A 21,288-nucleotide genomic window follows, 5' to 3' on the forward strand; every position below is an offset into this window, starting at 1 on the left:
CCCCCGGCGGTTTTTGTCGTGCGTCGGCAGGGAAGCAGCGCCCCGGCGAAATGCGGTAGCATTGTGCTAACTACCAACCGAAGGAGCCCATCATGACCGAGCAAGCCGCAGGACAACGCACGCTGGTGTCGTTGCAGATCAACGCGCAACCGCTGAACGAAGGGCAGCTCGATGTCCTGTTCACGGGAGTCGATGCCGCCGGCGACCCGCTGACAGGCAGCGTCATGGTGCTGACGCAGCAGTTTATGCAGTCACGCGACAACCTGATCCAGGCTGCGGCTATGATGGCGCCCGCGCCGGTAGGCTCGTATGGGCAGGACCAGGCACGCGTAGGCTTAAACCTCGCGCAAGGCGGCAGCGGTGGCCTCGAGTTCGTGTTTACGGTTGCCTACCCCACGGGTGAGCCAGGCTACGAGCCGCCATCGCTGCGCGCACCCGTCAGCAGCGCCGCGCTCACCCGGCTGGCCGATGGGCTGGGGCAGATCGTGCAAGGCGGGCAGAAAGTCGTAGACTGGGCACCCGCGCAATGAGTTTTGCCGCGCTGTCCCGTGCCGGCCAATGGATGACAGGATCCGGATTTGCGTGCTGAATCGATACATCGCCAGGTAGCGCTGGTAAGCTATGGCTCGCTGTTCCTGCGTAGCCAGAACACGCTGGAAGACTGGTATCCCCACGCGGTCTTCCACAACGCGCGGTTCGTGTTTCGCGCGTCCGCCGACAACGCCTTGCTGGCCGACGATTTTACGTTGTGGTTGAGCATACTGAAGGGCGCCGGCGCCGTGCGGCTGTCGCTGCATGGGGCAGACGAATTCGCGGCGACCGTGCCGAGGGACGAGCGCCGCCGCGCTTATGCCGTGGTGGTGCATTACGCGGATGGCTACCAGATCTGGACGGTTGGTGCGGAGGAAGCGGCCTGGCGGGCCAACCCGACCTTTAAGGAAGGTCCGGATTACTGGCACTACTTCAACGCGACTGGCCACGCTTCAGCCATCGACACGTATTGGGGCGGCGAGAAACTTCCCGGCAGGTTCGAGGTCCCCGCGACGGACTGGAAAGCGCTGGCGGCGACAATCGGCGCGGATCTCGACATCAAGCTCCCGTCGGGCCTTGGTCCTGCCGCGCCATTTATCCTGCCCCAATTCGACCATTCAACGCGGACGGTACTTCCGCTGCTGCCGCCATCGCACGCATGGCCGGCGCACCGGCTGGCGGCGGCGCTGGATCGGGAGCAGGGCAAATTCGCCAACGACACCCATCCGAAAAACGAGGGCAACGTGTTCCAGCATCTGGACGATCAGGCCGCCGCCGAACTGACGCATTGGGCCGGGCGCCTGGACAGCTGGATGAACGAAGTGCTGATTCGCGGCGCGAACGACTGCGCCGGTGCCGGTGCAAACAGCCGCGACACGCCATTCATGCGACACCAGCCGCCGCCGCCAGGGCCGCATTCGCATGACGCGGCAGACGTGAACGCCGTCACGCCACCGCTGTCCCAGGCGGTGGACAAAGCGTCGACGCCCGGCAAGTGGACCGACCGGATTGCTTTTGCCATCGCCATCGCGGTGTTCACGTTGTTCGTGGTCGCCATCGCCCACGTGATTCCCGATTTCCCCTGGCTGGCAATCTTCATCGCGCTGCCGTTCGCGCTGCATGGGCACTACAGGAAGAAAGACCGTCAGGCCTGACCGGCCCCCGCCACCGCCCGCAGCAGGTACTGCGTCGGCAAGGCATCGCGCTCCGCCATCTCTGCATCGGCCCCCGCCGCCAGCGCCAGCTGCCGCAGCGCCGCCACCATGGCGGTATCGGGCTGGTGCGCCTGCACGGCGCGGATATCGACCAGATGAAAACCGCAGTCGCGCAGCAGGGCTTCGAGCGACGCGCGCGTGAACAGATGCAGTGAACGGCGGTCCGGCACGCCGTCTTCCTGATAATGCAGGTTGCCCGATGCGAGCAGGGATTGCACCAGCCAGTTCTGGCCGTTGTTGACACAGGCGACCAGTTCGACCTTCCCCAGTGCCTCGCGCCGTATCGTTTGCAGGAACGTCCACGGGTCGCGCAGGCGTTCCAGCGTTTCCGGGAACAGCCAGCACTGCGCCGGCGCCAGCTGGCGCCATGCGTCGGCGTCCAGTGCTTCCGGGTCGGCGACGACGAAACGCGTGCTCCAGTCCTGCGCCGGCGCCGTGCTGCCGATGCCGACAAAGTGGGAGTTTGGCTGGCGTGCGCGCCAGGCCTGGGCCAGGGTGGCACCGCCCACTTCCACCACGGTATGCAGACCGGGGCGCAGCAGCGCCAGCATGTCCTCCTGCCGGGCGCTCGAATGCGCCGGGGGCGGGTACGGCACCGCGTCCACGGGCGCCGGTTCCTCGCGCAGCGGCACGCCAGCGGGGCGCCGGACAACGCTTGCCAGCAGATCCTCGTAATCGCGTACGAAGCGCGGTGTGTCGAACAGCGGGCTGCTGTTGCGGTTTTCCGCCAGGCGCCGGCGCAACGCAGCCAGGCGCGCGCGGTCGGTCGCCAGCGCCACCGCCAGTTCCTCGTAGTCCGACAGCGCGTGCGTGACGAGTTCCGGCAGGCCGGCCGCATGCAGCAGGCTGCCCGCCATGCGCCCGCAAAACGTGCGGCCTGCGCACGTCAGCAGAGGCAAGCCCGCCCACAAGGCGTCGCTGGCCGTCGTGCCGGCGTTGTATGGCGCCGTGTCCAGGAACAGGTCGGCCAGCGGCAGGCGCGCCAGGTAGTCCGGTGGCGGGACGCGGGCCGCGAACACCAGCCGGTTGCCCTCGACACCTTGCGCTGCGGCTGCGCGCGCCAGGTTGTCGCGCGTCTCGTCTTCCTCCGCGAGGAGCCACAGCACGCTGCCCGGCACGCGGCGCAGGATACGCATCCACGCCGCGAACATGTCCGGCGTGATCTTCGCCGTGCTGTTGAAGGAGCAGAAGACGAACCCCTCGGCCGGCAGCCCTTGCGCGGCCCGGTCGGTGGGCGCGCCGCTGATGCGCCGGCGGTCGTTGATCTGGAACGTGTGCGGCATGCGCAGCGGCCGCTCCGTGAAATGCGGCTCCAGCCCGGGCGGCAGCACGAACGCATCGGCGATCACGTAATCGATCCCCGGGACCGCCGTCGGGCCCGGGAAGCCGAGCCACGCCACCTGCACTGGCGCGGGCCGCCAGGCCAGGATGCCGGGCCGCGCCCCCTGCGTCAGGCCGTGCAGGTCCACCAGGACATCGATCTCGTGGCCGCGGATCGTGCGCGCCGCCGCTTCATCCGTCATGCGGTCGATGCGCACGTAGTGGTCCATGGCGCCGACGACGCGGGCGCGCAGCGGCGATTCGTCCTCGCGGCTCCAGCTGAAGGCGTAGACCTCCATGCGCGAGCGGTCGTGCAGTTCGTACAGTTCGGCGGTCAGCATCGACACGGCATGCGTGCACAGATCCGACGACAGGTAGCCGATGCGGATGCGCCGGTGCGGGTAGCCGGCCGGGTCGCACAGCGGCGGCAGGTCCGATGGCACCTTGGCCGCTGCAAAGCGCTGCGCGGCGGCCAGCAGTTCGGCCGGATCGTTCGATGCGCCCAGCATCGTCAGGGCCGACGTATGGCGCTTCTGCTGCTCGACCGTCACCGCGTCGAATGCCTGCCAGACGGGCCAGCGGCACAGCTTCTGGCGCAGGTGGACCCAGTGCGCCGTGACGGCCGGCTGGTCGGATTTGTGTTGCAGGCTTTGTGTCAGCACCGCCGCCGCCTCTGGCAGACGCTTGCCGTGTTCCAGCAGGCGGGCGATGAAATTGAGCGTCTGCACGTGCAGCGTCTCGTTGGCCGGCAGGTCCGGCACGTTTGTCAGGATGGCCTGCCAGGTCGCCAGCGCGTCGTCCGCACGGCCTTGCCGTTCGTACAGCGCGCCCAGGTGCAGGCGTGCTTCGATGTAGCCGGGATTGAGCGCGATGGCTTTCAGGTAGTCGCCTTCCGCGCGCCTGTCGTCGCCGATGCCGCTGTGGCAGATGGCCAGGTTGAACCAGACCGCATACGCCAGCGGCGAGTGCGCATGCGCCAGCCATTGTTCGTACAGCCGCACGGCCGCCTGCGGCGCCCCGTCGTCGATCAGCGCCTGGGCGGCGTTGAACAGCTCCACCAGCGGCAGGACGCCGCGTTCGGCCTGCATGAACAGAGCATCGGAAGGGGACGTCGGGTTGGCGTTGTCACTCATCCTGGGGGGCCGTCTCTCGAGAGAATGCTGCAGTGTTGTCGTGTAGAGTAATCATACTCCGTTGCGCGTGGCGCCCGGCACGGGCACCACGGATACGGTTAAGATGGCGGGGCCGCCATTTTCGTTGCCGCCCATGCTCAAGACACCTGCCGCCTTCACCGCCCTGATCGACCCGCCAGAACACGTCGAGCATCGGCTGACGTTCATCTTCCACAAGAGTCAGATCCTGCTGCGCAGCGATGACCTGTCGGTGCCGGAAGTTCCGCCGTCCGATCTGGCGCTGCCGCCGGAGCGGCTGCATGCGGTGGGGCTGTGGCAGGGCCGCTATTGCCAGAGTGCGTGGACCGACAACACCGACTTCGCCCCTGCGGGCTATGCGTGGCACAGTCTGCGCTCGCTCTTCGGCAGCGTCGATGACGAGTTTATTGGCCTGGCCGGACGCGCCAGCCAGATCGCCGACTGGGCACGCACGCATCGCTATTGCGGCGTCTGCGCGACGCCGATGGGGCGCCTGGGCGGGGAGCGTGCCTACAAATGCGGTGCCTGCGGTCACACGGCGTACCCGCAGATCTGCCCGGCGATGATGGTGCTGATCCGCGATGGCGAGCGGGTACTGCTGGCCAAGCACACCCGCTCGCCGGCCGGACTGTTCACGGCGCTGGCGGGCTTTGTCGAAGCGGGCGAATCGGTCGAGGAGGCGGTGCACCGCGAGGTGTACGAGGAAGTGGGCCTGCGCGTGCACCGTCTGCAATATTTCAGCAGCCAGGCGTGGCCCTTCCCGAATTCGCTGATGATCGCCTACACGGCCGAGTATCTCGACGGCACGATCCGGGTCGATGCGGCCGAAATCGAGGAGGCCCGCTGGTTCGGACCGGACGACGAATGGCCGCAAACGCCGCACACCATCTCGATTGCCAGCGCATTGTTAGCCGCCAACCGCCCAGGGCGCTGAGCATCGCGACCCGCCAATGTGTTTCCGCGCCGCAGGTAAGGCAGGGCAACTTTATCGAACTTTCTGTATACTGGCGGATACTCTTTTAAATTGGCAGTCTCAATCATGTCTAAAGAAGCATTTTCCGAGCACGACTGGCGTCGCCTCCTGACCACGCTGGGCGAGGACCCGGACCGGCCTGGGCTGGCGGAAACGCCGCACCGCGTGGCCAAGGCCTGGAAGCACTGGACGTCCGGCTACGACCAGGACCCTGTCGCACTGCTGAAGGCGTTCGAGGACGGTGCGGAGGAATATAACGAACTGATCGTCGTGCGCAACATTCCCGTCTACAGCCATTGCGAGCATCACCTGGCGCCGTTCTTCGGCAAGGCGACCGTGGGCTATCTGCCGAACGGCAAGATCGTCGGCCTGTCGAAGCTGACCCGTCTGGTTGACTGCTTTGCCAAGCGGCTGCAGGTGCAGGAGCGCCTGACGGTGCAGATCGCCAATACGCTGATGGAAGTGCTGGAACCGAAAGCCGTGGGCGTGGTCATCAAGTGCCGCCACATGTGCATGGAAAGCCGCGGCATCCGCACGCCGGGCGAAGAGACGATCACCTCGTCGATGCTGGGCGAGCTGCAGCCGAACCTGGGGCTGCGCACGGAGTTCCTCGCCCTCGCGCGCGACTGATCGCGGTCATCACAGCAGAGGCTGTGACAACATCGGGGTCAGGCACAGATGTTGTCACGCGCGCGTGCTGACAACATTCGTGCCTGACCCCGATGTTGTCAGCGGGCTCGGCCGTTACTGGGCTTCGGGCGCTTCGGTGAAGCGGAACTGGTCGATCTCGGCCTTGAAGTCGCCCAGTTTTTGACCCGTGGCGTCTCCCTCGACGCCCAGCAGCGCGCAGTTCTGCGTGTCCACGTGCCAGACTTGTTTGCCTGAACGCAAGCTCCAGCGGTTGTTGCCTTCGCTGAACAATTCCAGATTGGTGTCCTCCAGCGGCAGCTCTCCCAGCGGGATGGTGCGCTGGCAATCGGGCATGCGCGCGGCCATCAGCGTAAAACGTCCATCCTCGCTCCAGAAATAATCCTGCTGCCGGCGCACGGTGAGGCGGTGCTCCTGCGTGCTGTCCGCGTAGTACGTGGCGGAATCGTTGTAGCAGCCGGCTAGAAGCAACAGTGCGAGAGGGGTGGCAATGGTGCGCATGGGAAAGTAAAGCCTGGTTGACATTAGCGCCGATTATAGCGGCTGCGCACGATAGGCCACGGTATCCATTGCATTTAAGATAAACTTATAGTTTCAATCCGCTTGTCCAATCAATAACATGCCCGGCCAATCCCGTACCGACGACCAGAGTTTCCGCCGTATTCTGTACCGCAACATCACGCTGCCGCTGGCAGCCGGCATCGTCAGCGCCGGGGTGTTCGTGGGCATTCTTGCCTACCTGCTCAACGCGCTGACGTGGGTGGAGCACTCCGAACGGGTCATCGGCAATGCGCAGGAGTTACGCAAGCTGGCCGTGGACATGGAAACGGGCGTGCGCGGTTATCTGCTGACGGGGGACGAACAGTTCCTCGCGCCGTACCGCCTGGCCAAGCCAAAGGTTGAGACGGGCCTGAACACGCTGGCCGAGCTGGTCAAGGATAATCCGCGCCAGGTCGACCGGCTGCGTATCATCCGCGCCCAGCAGTTGCAATGGGACAAGGTAGCGCAGGACATGGTGCGTGCCCGCACCACGGGCGGGGATTACCTGGGCATGATCAAGTCCCAGCGCGCCAAGGTCGAATTCGACGAGCTGCGCAACCTGTTCCTGGCCTTCGTGGCCGAGGAAGACCAGCTGCGGCAGGAGCGCTCGGACAATGCCCGTTCCGTCACGTGGCTCACGGTAGGCGGTTACCTGACGGTCAGCCTGCTGATCAGCGGCTTCCTGGCCTGGTGGGGCCGGCGCGAGCTGACCCGTCTGTCGGACGTGTACGGCAACGCGCTGGCGGAACAGCGCATCCAGTCCGAACGGGTGGAGCGCCAGGCCTGGCTGCGCTCGGGCCAGAGCAAGCTGGCCGAGCAGGGTATCGGCCAGCGCTCGCTGCCGGCGATGTCCGCCGCGCTGCTGAGCTTCCTGGCGCGCTACCTGGACGTGGCGGTCGGCGCGCTGTACGTGCGTGGTCCGGACGGCGTGCTGCACCGCACGGCCGGCTACGGCTTTGCCGCCAGCGACGAGGAACATGGCAGGGAAGTGCTGCCGGGTGAAGGCATCGTCGGGCAGGCGGCCGACGACCGCCGCATCATCCACCTGGAGCACCTGCCGAATTACTACCTGAAGCTGACGTCGGCGCTGGGCAGCGGCTCGCCGACCCACATCCTGGTGGCGCCGGTGGAAAGCGACGGCGAGGTCAACGGCGTCGTCGAGCTGGGCTTCCTCGCGCCCGTCGGCGAACGCGAGATCGAGTTCCTCAAGCTGGTCAGCAGCAACATCGGTACGGCGATCGAAGCGACGCTGTCGCGCCAGCGCCTGCATGAAGTGCTGCAGGAAACCCAGCAGCTGAACGAGGAACTGCAGGTGCAGCAGGAGGAGCTGCGCACGGCCAACGAAGAGCTGGAAGAGCAGTCGCGCGTGCTGGAGGAATCGCAGGCCACGCTGGAAAACCAGAAGGCGGAACTGGAGCAGACCAACGAACAGCTGGCCGAACAGGCCGTCGTGCTGGACCAGCGCAACACGGCGCTGAACGACGTGCAGCTGCAGCTGGAAGAGCGCGCCCGCGACCTGGAGCGCGCCAGCCAGTATAAATCGCAGTTCCTGGCCAATATGTCGCACGAGCTGCGCACACCGCTGAACAGCTCGCTGATCCTGGCGAAACTGCTGTCCGATAACCCGCAGGGCAACCTGAACGAAGAGCAGGTGCGCTTCGCCCAGACGATCTACTCGGCCGGCAATGACCTGCTGAACCTGATCAACGACATCCTCGACATCTCGAAAGTCGAAGCGGGCAAGCTGGAACTGAATCCGGAAGAGTTGCGCCTGCAGCAGGTCGTGCAGGGCATGCAGCGCACGTTCGAGCCGCTGGCCCAGCAGAAGGGCCTGTCCTTCATCGTCGAGACCGAGCCGGGTCTGCCCGACACGGTGTACACCGACTGCCAGCGCCTTGAACAGATCCTGAAAAACCTGCTGTCCAATGCCGTCAAGTTTACGGACGAAGGGCGCATCGTGCTGCGCGTGGCGCCGCAGGCGAACGGGTATGTCAGCTTTGCCGTGCAGGATTCCGGCATCGGCATCCGCGCCGACCAGCACGAGACCGTGTTTGGCGCCTTCCAGCAGGCCGACGGCACCACCAGCCGCAAATACGGCGGCACGGGCCTGGGGCTGTCGATTTCGCGCGATCTGGCCACGCTCCTGGGCGGCGCCATCACCCTCGTCAGCGAGGAAGGCAAGGGCAGCACCTTTACGCTGACGCTGCCGCTGCAATGGTCGGCGCCGGGCAAGGCCGACGTGCAGCTGCCGCCGCCGGTCCCGCAGCCTGCCGCCGCGGCGCCGCGCCAGCCCGCGCAGGCGGAGCGCTCGCCGCTCCCGCCGGTGCCGCCGGTGTCCGGTCCCGCCCCCGCCGCCGTACCCCGCGCCTTCGACGACGACCGCGACAAGGCGCCGCCGCCGAACCGTACGGTGCTGGTGATCGAGGACGAGCCGGCGTTTGCCCGCATCCTGTACGACCTGGCGCACGAGATGGACTATCGCTGCCTGGTGGCGTTCGCCGCCGACGAGGGCCTGCAGATGGCCGAGCAGTACCAGCCCAGCGCCATCCTGCTGGACATCCGCCTGCCCGACCGCTCCGGCCTGTCCGTGCTGCAGCTGTTGAAGGACAATCCGCGCACCCGTCACATCCCCGTGCACGTGGTGTCGGCATCCGATGCCGAGGAAGCGGCGTTGCACATGGGCGCCGTGGGCTTCGCGCTGAAGCCGACCAACCGCGAGGCGCTGCTGGAGGTGTTTGCCCGCCTCGAGCAGAAATTCACGCAGAAGATCAAGCGCATCCTGCTGGTGGAGGACGACGCGCGCCAGCGCGACAGCGTGGTCCAGCTGATTTCCGATGAGGACATCGAAATCGAAGCCGTCGAATCGGGCGAAAAGGCGCTGGCGCTGCTGCGCACGACGATCTTCGACTGCATGATCATCGACCTGAAGCTGCCGGACATGCAGGGCAACGAGCTGCTGCAGCGCATGGCGCACGAGGAAATCGCGTCGTTCCCGCCGGTGATCGTCTACACGGGCCGCAATCTGACGCGCGCCGAGGAAGCGGATCTGCACAAGTATTCGCGCTCCATCATCATCAAGGGCGCCCGTTCTCCGGAACGCCTGCTGGACGAAGTGACGCTGTTCCTGCACAAGGTCGAATCGGAGATGACCAGCGAACGCCAGACGATGCTGAAAACGGTGCGCTCGCGCGACCGCGTGTTCGAAGGCCGCCGCATTCTGCTGGTGGACGACGACGTGCGCAACATCTTCGCGCTGACGTCCGCGCTGGAGCAGAAGGGCGCCATCGTCGAGATCGGCCGGAATGGGTTCGAAGCATTGGAGAAGCTGGACGCGGTGCCGGACATCGACCTGGTGCTGATGGACGTCATGATGCCGGGCATGGACGGCCTGGAGGCCACGCGCCGCATCCGCGCCGACAACCGCTTCGCACGCCTGCCGATCATCGCCATCACGGCCAAGGCCATGAAGGACGACCAGGAGCAATGCCTGGCCGCCGGCGCGAACGACTATCTCGCCAAGCCGATCGACTTGTCGCGCCTGTACTCGCTGCTGCGCGTTTGGATGCCAGCACTGGATCGGATCTGACATGCACCATCGCCCTCAACACAGCGACACCGACATCGAGCTGCGCATGCTGATGGAGGCGATCTATCTGAAATACAGCTACGACTTCCGCGACTACACGGGAGCCTCGCAGAAGCGTCGCGTCCTGCACGCCATGCGCGAGATGGGGTGCAACACCATCTCCCAGCTGCAGTCGCGCGTGCTGCACGAACCGGCCGCGTTTTCCGAGCTGCTGCAGTTCCTGACCATTCCCGTCACGGAGATGTTCCGCGACCCTACTTATTACGCGGCGCTGCGCGAACACGTGATGCCGGTGCTGTCGACCTACCCGTCGCTGAAGATCTGGGTGGCCGGCTGCAGCACGGGCGAGGAAGTGTATTCGCTGGCGATCCTGCTGAAGGAGGAAGGCCTGCTCGAACGCAGCATCATCTACGCGACCGACATCAATCCGCAGTCGCTCGAAAAAGCCAAGAAGGGCGTCTTCCCGCTCGACAGCATGCGCGCGTACACGGAAAATTACCAGGCATCGGGCGGCAAGCGCGCGTTTTCGGACTACTACACGGCCGCCTACAACGCCGCGCTGTTCGACCGCTCGCTGGCGGAGAACGTCACGTTCGCCGACCACAGCCTGGCGACCGACACCGTGTTCGCGGAGACGCAGTTCATCAGTTGCCGCAACGTGATGATCTATTTCAAGAAGAAGCTGCAGGAGCGCGCGCTGGGCCTGTTCCACGAGTCGCTGTGCCACCGCGGCTTCCTGGGCCTGGGCAGCAAGGAGAGCATCGACTTCTCCGCGTACGGCCCGCGCTTCGAGCCGATCGTCAAGCGCGAACGCGTGTTCAGGAAGTTGTGATGGAAACGCCGCAGCTGCCGTCTCCGCTGCAAGGCCGCGAATTCGCGGCGGTGGTGATCGGCGCGTCCGCAGGCGGGGTCAACGCGCTGCTCGAGATACTGCCGGCGCTGCCGAAGGCTTATCCTTACCCGATCGTGACGGTACTGCACGTGATGAAGGGGCGGCAGAACCAGCTGGCCGAGGTGTTCCAGCAGCGCCTTGCCATGCGCGTGCTGGAAGCTGCGGACAAGGACGAACTGCGGCCAGGCACCCTGTACTTCGCACCGGCTGGCTACCATCTGTCGGTGGAGGATGGCGGGGTGCTCTCGCTGAGCCAGGAGGAGCCGGTGCATTTCGCCCGGCCCGCGATCGACATCACGATGGCGTCGGCGGCCGACGTATACGGCCCGTCCCTGGTCGGCATCCTGCTGACGGGCGCGAACCAGGATGGAGCCGCCGGCCTGGCTGCCATCGGCGCGGCGGGCGGCCTGACGGTGGTGCAGGATCCGGTCGAGGCGCAAGTTGCCGTGATGCCGAACGAAGCGATCAGGTTGCGCCAGCCGGACCTGGTGCTGAACCTGCAGGAGATTCGCAGCCTGCTGTTGAAGTTGGAGAAGAAGCAATGAATACTATGGCCCCCAAGGTGCCACGCGCGACGTGACGAAGCTCCTGATCGTGGACGACCTGGCGGAAAACCTGCGCGCGCTGAACGCCGTCATCCGCGCCGACGACCGCGTGGTGTACCAGGCTTCCTCCGGCGAGGAAGCGCTGGCGCTGCTGCTGGAACACGACTTCGCGCTGGCGATCCTGGACGTGCAGATGCCGGGCATGGATGGCTTCGAACTGGCCGAACTGATGCGCGGCACGGACAAGACGCGCCACATCCCGATCGTCTTCGTCAGCGCAGCCGGCAAGGAGCTCAATTACGCCTTCAAGGGCTACGAGACGGGTGCCGTCGATTTCCTCTACAAGCCACTGGACCCGGACGCGGTGCGCAGCAAGGTCAACGTATTTGTCGACCTGCATTGCCAGCGCATGGAGATCCGCCGCCGGGTCGAGGAACAGCAGGCCACGATGAACGAACTGCGCGCGGCGCAGGAAGAGATGCGCTACGCGCTGCGCATGCGCGACGAGTTCATGTCGATGGTGGCGCACGAGCTGCGCACCCCACTGAACACGCTGTACCTGGAAACGCAGATGCGCAAGATGCAGCTGGACCGCGGCAACCTGGAGGCGTTCGGGCCGGAGCAGCTGGCCGGCATGGTGGCGCGCGACGGCCGCCAGATCCAGTCGATGATCCGCCTGATCGACGACATGCTCGATGTCTCGCGCATTCGCAGCGGCGTGCTGTCGATCCGGCCGTGCGACACCGAGCTGCGCGACATCCTGCAGCGGCTGACGAGCGACCTGGCCCGCCAGGCGGCGGATGCCGGCACCCACTTCGAACTGGAAGCGCCCGCGCCGGTGCAGGGATGCTGGGACGAGTTCCGCATCGAGCAGGTGATCATCAACCTGTTGACCAACGGCCTTCGCTACGGCGGCGGCAAGCCGGTGCGGGTGCGCCTGTCGGCCGATGAGAAGGAAGCGCGCATCGACGTCATCGACCAGGGCGACGGCATTCCGGAGCCCATGCTGGCACGGATCTTCCTGCCGTACGAGCGCGGGCACGGCAACGGCGTGCCGTCCGGCCTGGGCCTGGGCCTGTACATCTCGCGCCAGCTGGCCGAGGCCCATCAGGGCACGCTGACGGTACGCAGCACGCCGGGCCAAGGCTCCGTCTTCACGCTGGCGCTGCCGCGTACGACGGGGGCGTAATGACGGCGATGGAACCTGCGCGCGCCGGCGACGTGATCGACGCGCGCGAGCTGCAGTACGCAGTGGACCGGCTGGTCGAAATGGCCGGCGATTTCTGCGACACGGTCGGCGAGAGCACGAACTTCCCGGAGCAGCGCCAGATCCTGCGCCGCACCCGCAGCCTGCTGAACCTGTCGGCATGGCTCGATGGCGGCGCCAACATCCCGCTGGCGCCGGGCCAGCCACGCGTGACGGCGGCGCAGGTCAACGACGCCATCGATTACTGCATCGGCGCCAGCCGCGCGCTGACGACGTTGACGGCGCGCCTCGCCCTGATCGATGCGCTGCTGGATTTCTTCCAGGATGTGCTGAAGGGCGAAGGCAGCGAAATCGTCGCGTCGGCCGTGCAGCTGCGCAAGGTGTGCGACGCGGGCGAGCCGGCCGTGGTCACCAACGCCGCAAGCCGGTACCGCCTGGCCGATTTCCGTGCCCGCGAATGGGAGGCGGCGCAGTACGTGCTGCTGCCGCTGAACGGCCTGCGTTCGCCCGACATGGCGGCGATAGGCGAGGCTGTGCAACCGGAAAGACCCGTGACGTCACCGGCCTCCGCGCAGGTGTCCGCGCGCGTTGCGGCCCGGGTTGCGGCAATGCCGCCGTTGCAGTCCGCTGACGTGGCCACACCGCAGATCCTGCACTCGACCCGCGCGGACGGCCCCAAGCTGGCCGCCCTGACGAGCGAGGAAGTACTGCAACTGAAAACCCACGCGCCCGGCGTGCGCGTGCTGCCGCTGGTGATCTACGAACTGACGCGCCGGCCGATGCTGACCGTGGCGAAAGGTCCGGCACCGGCGGCGGCGGCCAGCACGGCGCTGGCGCTGACCGTCCAGGTGGTGCGCGCCGGCGCGAAAAACGTCCCCGTGGCGGGCGCGCGGGTGGTCGGCTTCACCGATCTGGCCGCGCGCGCGGGTGCGGAGGCGCTGAGCGACGCGAGCGGCATGGCAAAGCTCGACCTGGAGCCGGGCGTGCCGCTGCAGGCGCTGCTCGTGTATGGACCACCCGGGTACTGGGGACTGTACCGCCGTGACGTCACGCTGAACAAGGGGGCCACGCTGGCGCTGCAGCCGATCGACATGGCCGCGCCCGACTACCTCGCGCAGCTGTACGGCGGCGGCACGGACGATGCCGGCAGGGGCGTCACGGTGGGCGTCATCGACACGGGCGTGGACGATACGCATCCGGACCTCGAACTGGCGGGCGGCGCGGCGTTTGTCGTGGCCGAGAACGACGCCGGCGGCGCGGGACCGGCCGCCGTCGATGGCGACCATGGCAGCCACGTCGCCGGCATCATCGGCAGCCGCGGCCGCGCGCCGTCGGGCCGGCGCGGCGTGGCGCCCGGCGTGAGGCTGATGAGCTATCGCGTCTTCCCCAATGCGGGCACGGGCGCCACCAACTACGACATCATTCGCGCCATCGACCGCGGCGTCGCCGATGGCTGCGACCTGCTCAACCTGAGCCTGGGCGGCAGCACGCGCGACGAAGCCGTGCGCGAAGCGATCAAGGACGCGTTCGACAACGGCACCCTGTGCTTCGTCGCCACCGGCAACGACGGCCGCGGGCCGGTCAGTTATCCGGCACGCTGGCCGGAAGCGGTGGCCGTGTCGGCACTGGGCTGCACGGGCACGTTCCCGGCCGAGTCGTCGGAGACGCTGGACGTGGCGGCACCGTTTTCGGCGCAGGACGATACCGTGTTCGTGGCCGGCTTTTCCAACGTGGGAGAGGAAGTGGACCTGACCGGGCCGGGCGTGGGCATCGTCTCGACGGTGCCCGGCGGCGGCTACGGCGTCATGAGCGGCACGTCGATGGCCTGTCCGGCCGTCACGGGGACGGCTGCCGCGCTGCTGGCGCGTCATCCGGACGTGCTGGCAATGCCGCGCGACCGCGAGCGTTCGATCGCCATGCTGCGCATCGTGAACGCTGCCGCCGGCACGGTGGGGTTCGAGCGCAGCTTTGAAGGATTGGGGTTGCTGCAACAGCCTTGAGGACAGGAGGCGGGCGATGAACTACACTGGAACGATGCGCCGCCTCGTCATCCGTCAAACGCGAAACGCCACACTGTCCGCCGACCAGGCGGAAGGCGTCGTGCGCGCCTTCGACCAGGCCCGCATCGTCAACCGCGACGGCAAGACGCTGCTGATCGATTTCGATCCCTGCGAGATCGACCAGCTACGCGAACGGCTGCCCGGGTGGCTGGTGTCCGAACAGGGACCGCCCGTGCCGGTGCCGGATCACTGCCTGCGCATCAAGACATAAGCGGCAACAGGCGCCGCCTCAGGCGGTACGGAAGAACGCCACCACTTGCGCCGCCTGCTCCTTGTAGGCGATCAATTCATCCGATCTTGAGATTGGCGAGTGACATGTCTTCCCCACGTATGAATGTTTGGCGGCGGGTGCCCGACGTGGGGCAGGTGCTCTTGGTGGCGGCCCGTGGCGTCCATTGTTAATCAAAAGGAACCGGCACCGGCCGGCATCCCGGCGTATTGATTGGATGTTGTCTCACGGGAACAACGGAGTGTTGTCCGCCGGGAATGACTGCCCATCTGGCCATGCTTGCATCGTGGCGCCCCTTCCCGCCGTACAATGGAGCGAACCCGGGAGGCGCGCTGTGAAACGCGATTGGCACACAGGATCGGCAAAGGACGTGGGGCGGCGCGAATGGCTGCTGAAGCGCAATTGCTCGCTGACGCCGCGCCAGACCATTACGTGCTGGGCGGTGCTGGTGGCGATGTCGCTGGGCACCGGCCTGTTCTGCACGTGGCATGGCGCACCGCTGGTGCTGCTGTTTACCGCGCTGGAAATCACGGTGGTCACGGCCGCGTTCGTCTTCTACAGCCGCCACGCCACCGACTTCGACCGCATCGTGCTGGACGAGGGCCGCCTGACCGTCGACAAGATGCGTGGCGGAACAGCACAGCAATACCAACTGGAAGCGCTTTGGCTGCGGGTAACGCCGCCCGCGCGGCGGCGCGACCCGGTACGGCTGGCCGCCCGTGACGTCACCGTTGAAGTGGGAAGTTATTTGCTCGAGCCGCAGCGGCGGCTGCTGGCGCGCGAGCTGCGCGAAGCGCTGGCCGCTCGAGGTTCAGGATGAGCTGCGCTAAAAAAAAAAACCTGCCACCGGCAAGGCCAGGGGCAGGCAAAGGCTTGGGTAAAGCGGACTGTCTGTTGTCTTGAGATCAGAAGCGGTAGCCGACGCCGACGCCGAACAGCACCGGGTCGACCTTGACCTTGCCGGCCTTGACGCCGCCGATCAGCACGTCGCTGCGCAGCTGCAGCTTCTTGACGTCGATGTTCAGCGACCAGTTCTGGCTCAGCTTGTAGTTGACGCCGGCCTGCAACGCGAGGCCCCAGCTGTCGTGCTCCAGGCTGCCCTGCCCATCCAGGATGTGGTTGCTGGAGAACGTTGTCCAGTTGACGCCGGCACCGATGTACGGGCTCACCGTGGCGTTCGGCATGAAGTGGTATTGCGCCAGCAGCGACGGCGGCAGGTGCTTGAAGGTGCCGATGGTCTTGCCGTCCAGATAAACGTCATGTTTCTGCGGGTACGTCAGCACCAGCTCGGCGGCGATATTCGGGGTGAAGAAATACGAGATATCGATCTCGGGAATGGTCTTGTCGGATACGCCGATGCGGTCCGAGGTGCCGACGCCGGCCAACGGCTCGGATTTATCGGCCGGATCGATATGCACCGCGCGGGCGCGCACCTGCCACGGGGTCGTTTGCGCCGAGGCTGCCACGGATGACAGGGAGATCGCTGCGGCCAGAACTGCCAGGATGGCTGTTTTCATTTCGCTTCCTCTTGTTGGATGTAGTTTGTTGCTGGCGAGAAGTTTAGTGACGCACCGCAGCAAAAACTTTGACTCAGATCAAAATTGCCCGAACGAATACACGGCAAGCAAAACGGCGTAATATTGGCTGCTGCGGCAGCACCATCCCACCCACCCCCTGAGGAGGCAGGCATGAAGCTCAACGTGAACGGTCAGGTACGCGAATTCGAGGCAGAGGAGGACACGCCGCTGTTGTGGGTGCTGCGCGAACAACTGGGCCTGACGGGCACCAAATACGGCTGCGGCATCGCGCAATGCGGTGCCTGCACGGTGCACATCGACGGCGAGGCCACGCGCAGCTGCGTGCGGCCTGTCTCCACGGTGACGGCGGCGCAGAAGATCGTCACGATCGAAGGGCTGTCGCCGGACGGTTCGCACCCCGTGCAGAAGGCCTGGGCCGCGCTCGACGTGCCGCAGTGCGGCTTTTGCCAGTCCGGCATGATCATGGCGGCCACCGCCCTGCTAAAAGAAAAACCGAAGCCGACGGATGCCGATATCGACATGGCGATGACGAACATCTGCCGCTGCGGAACGTACAACCGCGTGCGCAAGGCGATCCACGTCGTCGCGCGGGGCGGCGATCCGAAAACGGCCGGTCTCGCCATCGAGCCGCGCGCCGCCGGGAGCAAGGCATGAACGCCGTCCTCTCGCCCTCGCGCCGGCGCTTCCTGGGCCATGCCGCCGGCCTGGTGGTCGCTTTCCACATCCCGCTCGAGGCGGCGGCGCAGGACGCGGTCGCGCCCGAAGTGAACGCCTGGGTGGTCGTGCGGCCGGACGACACCATCGTCATCCGCATCGCCCGCTCCGAGATGGGGCAGGGCACGCTGACAGGTCTCGCCCAGCTGGTGGCCGAAGAACTGGACGCGGACTGGAACAAGGTCACGACGGAATATCCGACACCGGGCACGAACCTGGCGCGCAAGCGCGTCTGGGGCAGCTTCTCGACCGGCGGCAGCCGCGGCGTACGCGAATCGCATGATTACGTGCGCAAGGGCGGCGCGGCGGCACGCATGATGCTGGTGCAGGCCGCGGCGGCCCAGTGGAACGTGCCGGTCACCGAGTGCCGGGCCGCCGGCAGTGTGATCACGCACGTGCCGACGGGCCGCTCTCTAACCTACGGCAGCGTCGCTGCCGCGGCAGGCAAGCTGGCGCCGCCGCAGGACGTGGTACTGAAAGACCCGAAGGACTGGAAGATCGCCGGCAGGCGCCTGGCGCGGCTGGACACCGTGGAGAAAACCACGGGCAAGCAGATTTACGGCATGGACCTGGCCTTGCCCGGCATGCTCAATGCCGCGATCCGCGATTGCCCCGTCTTCGGCGGCAAGGTCAAGAGCTTCGATGCGGACGCCATCAGGAGCCGTCCCGGCGTGAAGAAAGTGCTGCAGGTGGGCGATTCGGCAGTGGCAGTCGTTGCCGATACGTGGTGGCGGGCCAAGACCGCGCTCGATGCGCTGCCGATCGAATGGGACAAGGGACCGAACGCGGGCCTGTCCAGCGCCGATATCGCAGCGACATTGAAGGCAGGCCTGGACGCTCCCGACGCGGTGGCGGGCAACGCCAATGGCGACGCCAAGGCGGCGCTCGCCGGCGCCGCGCGCAAGCTGGAAGCGGTGTACTCGTACCCGTACCAGAACCACGCGACGATGGAAACGATGAACGCGACGGCGAAGTGGACGCCGCAGCGCTGCGAAGTCTGGACGCCCACGCAGAACGGCGAGGCGGCGCTGGCCGCGGCATCCGAAGCGGCCGGGCTGCCGCAGATGCAGTGCGACGTGTATAAACTGCACCTGGGCGGCGGCTTTGGCCGGCGCGGCGCCGTGCACGACTGGGTGCGCCAGGCGGTACTGATCGCGAAAGAGATGCCGGGCACCCCGGTGAAACTAATCTGGACCCGCGAAGAGGACATGCTGCACGGCCGCTATCACCCTGTCACGCAGTGCAAGCTGACGGCGGGGCTGGACAAGGAGGGCAACCTGACGGCACTGCACATGCGCATCTCCGGCCAGTCGATCCTCGCCGCCGTGCTGCCGGCGAACGTCAAGGACGGCAAGGACCCGGCCGTGTTCCAGGGATTGAACGCGCCAGGGCCGGAAGCGTCGTTCGGCTACACGGTGCCGAACCTCTTGATCGATCACGCGATGCGCAACCCGCCCGTGCCGCCCGGATTCTGGCGCGGCGTGAACCTGAACCAGAATGCGATCTATGTCGAGTGCTTCCTTGACGAGATCGCGCATGCCACGCGCCAGGACCCGCTGGCACTGCGCCGCAAGCTGATGAAGGACAGTCCGAAGCACCTGGCGGTGCTGAACGCCGTCGCCGCGAAAGTCGGCTGGGGCAAGCCGCCGAAGAAGGGCGTCTACCGCGGCCTGGCGCAGACGATGGGCTTTGGCAGCTACGTCGCCGCCTGCGCCGAGGTGTCCGTCAACAAGGACGGCAAGCTGAAGATCCACCGCATCGTCGCGGCCACCGATCCGGGCCACGTCGTCAATCCGCAGCAGGTCGAGGCGCAGATCGAGGGCTCGTTCGTGTACGGCCTGTCCGCCGCGCTGTACGGCGCCTGCACGTTGAAAGACGGCCAGATGGAACAGTCGAACTTCGACACCTACCAGGTCATGAAGCTGGACGACATGCCGGCGGTCGAGTCGATCCTCATGCCGTCCGGCGGCTTCTGGGGCGGCGTGGGCGAGCCGACGATCGCCGTGGCCGCTCCGGCCGTGCTGAACGCGATCTTCGCCGCAACGGGCAAGCGCATACGCGACCTGCCGCTGAAGAACCACAGTCTGAAAAAGGCATGAGGCGGGAATGAGGGGATGGCTGACCGGGCGGCTGACCGAGGGGACTGCCCTCTTCAACCTCCTTGGCCGACGCTCGCCGCAAGCGCTGGCAAGGGGTCTGTCCCCGGTGTTGCTGGCGTGTGCCATCGCCCACCCGGCAGCGCAAGCGGCGACCGACAGCCTGCCGAATCCCCTCCCAGGCGCAGCAAAGGGCAATCCGGCCCGCGGCCGCGCCATCGTCGCCAACCGCCAACTGGGCCTGTGCCTGCTGTGCCACACGGCCCCGATCCCCGAGGAACCGTTCCAGGGCAATCTGGCCCCCAACCTGGCGGGTGCGGGATCGCGCTGGACGGTCCCCCAACTGCGCCTGCGCATTGCCGATTCCTCCGTCATCAACCCCGGCACGATCATGCCGGCGTACCACCGCGTTACCGGCCTGTCGCGGGTCGCGCCGGCGCAGCAGGGCAAGCCGATCCTGTCCGCCCAGCAGATCGAAGACGTGGTAGCGTATCTGCAAACCCTGCGCACGCCATGAATCCCAATCGCCACCGCCGCCAGCTGATCGCCGCAGGCACGCTGCTGGCGCTGGTGCGCCCGGCCGCCGCAACGCCGGAACGGCTGGCGCAGGCCATCGCCGCCTACACCGGCAATACGCCGGCGAAGACGGGCCGCGTCGCGTTCGAAATCGCCCAGCTGATCGACAACGGCAACGCCGTGCCGGTCACGATCAGGGTGGACAGCCCGATGACAGCGCAGGATCATGTGACGGACATCGCCATCTTCAACGAGAAGAATCCGGAAGTGGACGTGATCCGCTGCACCCTGGGCCCGCGTGCGGGCCGCGCCCAGGTGTCGACGCGCATCCGCCTGGCCACGTCGCAGAAGCTGACGGCCGTGGCAAAGCTGAGCGATGGCAGCTGCTGGCAGCAGACGGTGGACGTTATCGTCACCCTTGCCGCCTGCATCGAAGGGGAGGCGCCGTGATGGCACGTGCACTGATCCATATGCCCGCGACGGCGAAGGCCGGCGACATCGTCGAGATCCGCGCGCTGATCGCGCACCCGATGGAATCCGGCTACCGGGCCGGCGCGGATGGCAGGACGGTACCGCAGGACGTCATCCGCACGTTCACCTGCACGTATGGCGGCGAGCCGGTATTCGCCGCCGAACTGCACCCGGCCATCTCGGCCAATCCGTATCTTGCGTTTTTCACGCGCGCCACCGTCAGCGGCACGCTGGAGTTCACCTGGCGCGGCGATCGGGGGTTCGCGCAGACGGAGCGCATGACGCTGACGGTGACGCCGTGAAGCGCTGGTGCGCATTGCTTGCTGTTTCGGTGGCGGCGGCAACGAGTGCACAGGACACCCGCAAGTCCGGCGCCGAATTCATGGGCGAATCGACCCGCGCCATGCAGCGCGACGACACGCAGAACCCGGCGATGCTGTGGGTAGCCGGCGGCGAGAGCTTGTGGAACGCCAGCGCGGGCAAGGCGAACAAGAGCTGCGCTGCCTGCCACGGCGACGCCGCACGCGGCATGCGCGGCGTCGCCACGCGGTACCCGGCCTTCGACGGCGGCAGCGGCAAGGCGGTCACGCTGGGCGAACGCATCAACCTGTGCCGGACCGGCCGGCAGCACGCGGAGCCCTTCAGGGCCGAATCGGAGCCGCTGCTGAGTCTGGAAGCCTATGTGGCGTTGCAGTCGCGCGGCATGCCGGTGACGCCGCCGGCGGATGCGGCAACGCGCGCGGCGGCGGAGCGGGGCAGGGCGCTGTACTTCCAGCGCATCGGCCAGCTGAACCTGTCGTGCGCGCAGTGCCACGACGACAACCCGGGCCGCAAGCTGGCCGGTGCCACCATCCCGCAGGGGCATGCCAACGCCTACCCGATCTATCGCCTGGAATGGCAGGGCATGGGCAGCCTGCAGCGGCGGCTGCGCAACTGCATGACCGGCGTGCGTGCCGAGGTGCCGCCGCTCGGGGCGCAAGACCTCGTCGACCTGGAGGCATGGCTGGCGCTGCGCGCGCGGGGTATGCCGCTGGAGTCGCCCGGCGTTCGACCATGA

General features: G+C 66.7%; 20 protein-coding genes. 17 read left to right on the forward strand and 3 right to left on the reverse strand.

The genetic code is table 11. The features are described 5' to 3' along the window. Positions 1–92 precede the first annotated feature (92 nt). Both E1742_RS17355 and E1742_RS17360 read left to right on the forward strand, forming a co-directional pair. Positions 93–530, forward strand: a complete 438-nt coding sequence (locus E1742_RS17355; RefSeq protein WP_134386223.1) for a hypothetical protein — start codon at positions 93–95, stop codon at positions 528–530. A 48-nt stretch (positions 531–578) separates the two neighbouring features. Next, on the forward strand, positions 579–1,685 hold the full coding sequence (locus E1742_RS17360) for a hypothetical protein (RefSeq protein WP_134386224.1): 1,107 nt from the start codon (positions 579–581) through the stop codon (positions 1,683–1,685). On the opposite strand, the gene E1742_RS17365 is transcribed toward E1742_RS17360, so the two are convergent. Then, entirely contained in the window at positions 1,676–4,198 is a 2,523-nt protein-coding gene (locus tag E1742_RS17365; protein WP_134386225.1) for an O-linked N-acetylglucosamine transferase, SPINDLY family protein, read from the reverse strand. The two genes, E1742_RS17360 and E1742_RS17365, sit on opposite strands and share 10 nt — an antisense overlap. Before the next feature lie 133 nt (positions 4,199–4,331). Here E1742_RS17365 and nudC point away from each other — a divergent pair, with 133 nt between their 5' ends. Both nudC and folE read left to right on the forward strand, forming a co-directional pair. Next, positions 4,332–5,150, forward strand: a complete 819-nt coding sequence (gene nudC / locus E1742_RS17370) for an NAD(+) diphosphatase (RefSeq protein ID WP_134386226.1) — start codon at positions 4,332–4,334, stop codon at positions 5,148–5,150. A 105-nt stretch (positions 5,151–5,255) separates the two neighbouring features. Continuing rightward, entirely contained in the window at positions 5,256–5,819 is a 564-nt protein-coding gene (folE, locus tag E1742_RS17375) for a GTP cyclohydrolase I FolE (protein WP_134386227.1), read from the forward strand. Positions 5,820–5,933: 114 nt separating this feature from the next. Here folE and E1742_RS17380 read toward each other — a convergent pair whose 3' ends face one another. Continuing rightward, positions 5,934–6,338 carry a hypothetical protein gene (locus tag E1742_RS17380; protein WP_134386228.1) on the reverse strand — a complete coding sequence of 135 codons (405 nt, stop codon included), beginning with the start codon at positions 6,336–6,338 and terminating at the stop codon, positions 5,934–5,936. Between the two features lie 118 nt (positions 6,339–6,456). On the opposite strand from E1742_RS17380, the gene E1742_RS17385 reads away from it, so the two are divergent. The 7 genes from E1742_RS17385 (at position 6,457) to E1742_RS17415 (ending at position 15,716) form a co-directional block, all read left to right on the forward strand. Then, the gene (locus tag E1742_RS17385; protein WP_134386229.1) at positions 6,457–9,963 is read left to right on the forward strand and encodes a response regulator; all 3,507 of its coding nucleotides are present in this window, start codon (positions 6,457–6,459) and stop codon (positions 9,961–9,963) included. Position 9,964: 1 nt separating this feature from the next. Next, entirely contained in the window at positions 9,965–10,795 is an 831-nt protein-coding gene (locus tag E1742_RS17390; RefSeq protein WP_134386230.1) for a CheR family methyltransferase, read from the forward strand. After that, entirely contained in the window at positions 10,795–11,400 is a 606-nt protein-coding gene (locus tag E1742_RS17395) for a chemotaxis protein CheB (RefSeq protein ID WP_134386231.1), read from the forward strand. Before E1742_RS17390 ends, E1742_RS17395 begins: the two co-directional genes overlap by 1 nt. Before the next feature lie 31 nt (positions 11,401–11,431). Beyond that, the gene (locus E1742_RS17400) at positions 11,432–12,589 is read left to right on the forward strand and encodes a hybrid sensor histidine kinase/response regulator (protein WP_134386232.1); all 1,158 of its coding nucleotides are present in this window, start codon (positions 11,432–11,434) and stop codon (positions 12,587–12,589) included. Continuing rightward, positions 12,589–14,607: a S8 family peptidase gene (locus E1742_RS17405; RefSeq protein ID WP_134386233.1), complete on the forward strand. Its 2,019-nt coding sequence runs from the start codon at positions 12,589–12,591 to the stop codon at positions 14,605–14,607. The genes E1742_RS17400 and E1742_RS17405 overlap by 1 nt, the downstream gene beginning before the upstream one ends. Before the next feature lie 16 nt (positions 14,608–14,623). Then, entirely contained in the window at positions 14,624–14,878 is a 255-nt protein-coding gene (locus E1742_RS17410) for a hypothetical protein (protein ID WP_134386234.1), read from the forward strand. 352 nt (positions 14,879–15,230) lie between these two features. Beyond that, positions 15,231–15,716: a DUF2244 domain-containing protein gene (locus E1742_RS17415; RefSeq protein WP_166793514.1), complete on the forward strand. Its 486-nt coding sequence runs from the start codon at positions 15,231–15,233 to the stop codon at positions 15,714–15,716. A gap of 85 nt (positions 15,717–15,801) precedes the next feature. Here E1742_RS17415 and E1742_RS17420 read toward each other — a convergent pair whose 3' ends face one another. Continuing rightward, positions 15,802–16,413 carry an OmpW/AlkL family protein gene (locus E1742_RS17420; protein ID WP_134386236.1) on the reverse strand — a complete coding sequence of 204 codons (612 nt, stop codon included), beginning with the start codon at positions 16,411–16,413 and terminating at the stop codon, positions 15,802–15,804. Between the two features lie 171 nt (positions 16,414–16,584). Here E1742_RS17420 and E1742_RS17425 point away from each other — a divergent pair, with 171 nt between their 5' ends. Genes E1742_RS17425 through soxA form a run of 6 tightly spaced genes read left to right on the forward strand, consistent with a single transcriptional unit; the run spans position 16,585 to position 21,288 of the window. After that, a complete protein-coding gene (locus E1742_RS17425) occupies positions 16,585–17,088 on the forward strand; it encodes a (2Fe-2S)-binding protein (protein ID WP_134386237.1) in 504 nt (167 codons plus the stop codon). Beyond that, entirely contained in the window at positions 17,085–19,247 is a 2,163-nt protein-coding gene (locus E1742_RS17430) for a xanthine dehydrogenase family protein molybdopterin-binding subunit (protein ID WP_134386238.1), read from the forward strand. The genes E1742_RS17425 and E1742_RS17430 overlap by 4 nt, the downstream gene beginning before the upstream one ends. A 7-nt stretch (positions 19,248–19,254) precedes the next feature. After that, positions 19,255–19,761, forward strand: coding sequence for a sulfur oxidation c-type cytochrome SoxX (gene soxX / locus E1742_RS17435; protein ID WP_134386239.1), 507 nt, complete (start codon positions 19,255–19,257; stop codon positions 19,759–19,761). Then, entirely contained in the window at positions 19,758–20,210 is a 453-nt protein-coding gene (locus E1742_RS17440) for a SoxY-related AACIE arm protein (RefSeq protein WP_134386240.1), read from the forward strand. Before soxX ends, E1742_RS17440 begins: the two co-directional genes overlap by 4 nt. Continuing rightward, on the forward strand, positions 20,210–20,533 hold the full coding sequence (soxZ, locus tag E1742_RS17445) for a thiosulfate oxidation carrier complex protein SoxZ (protein ID WP_134386241.1): 324 nt from the start codon (positions 20,210–20,212) through the stop codon (positions 20,531–20,533). The genes E1742_RS17440 and soxZ overlap by 1 nt, the downstream gene beginning before the upstream one ends. Beyond that, complete coding sequence (soxA, locus tag E1742_RS17450; protein WP_229466056.1) at positions 20,530–21,288, forward strand: sulfur oxidation c-type cytochrome SoxA; 759 nt, start codon at positions 20,530–20,532, stop codon at positions 21,286–21,288. The genes soxZ and soxA overlap by 4 nt, the downstream gene beginning before the upstream one ends.

It is taken from the genome of Pseudoduganella plicata, assembly GCF_004421005.1.
Classification (GTDB): Bacteria; Pseudomonadota; Gammaproteobacteria; order Burkholderiales; family Burkholderiaceae_D; genus Rugamonas; species Rugamonas plicata.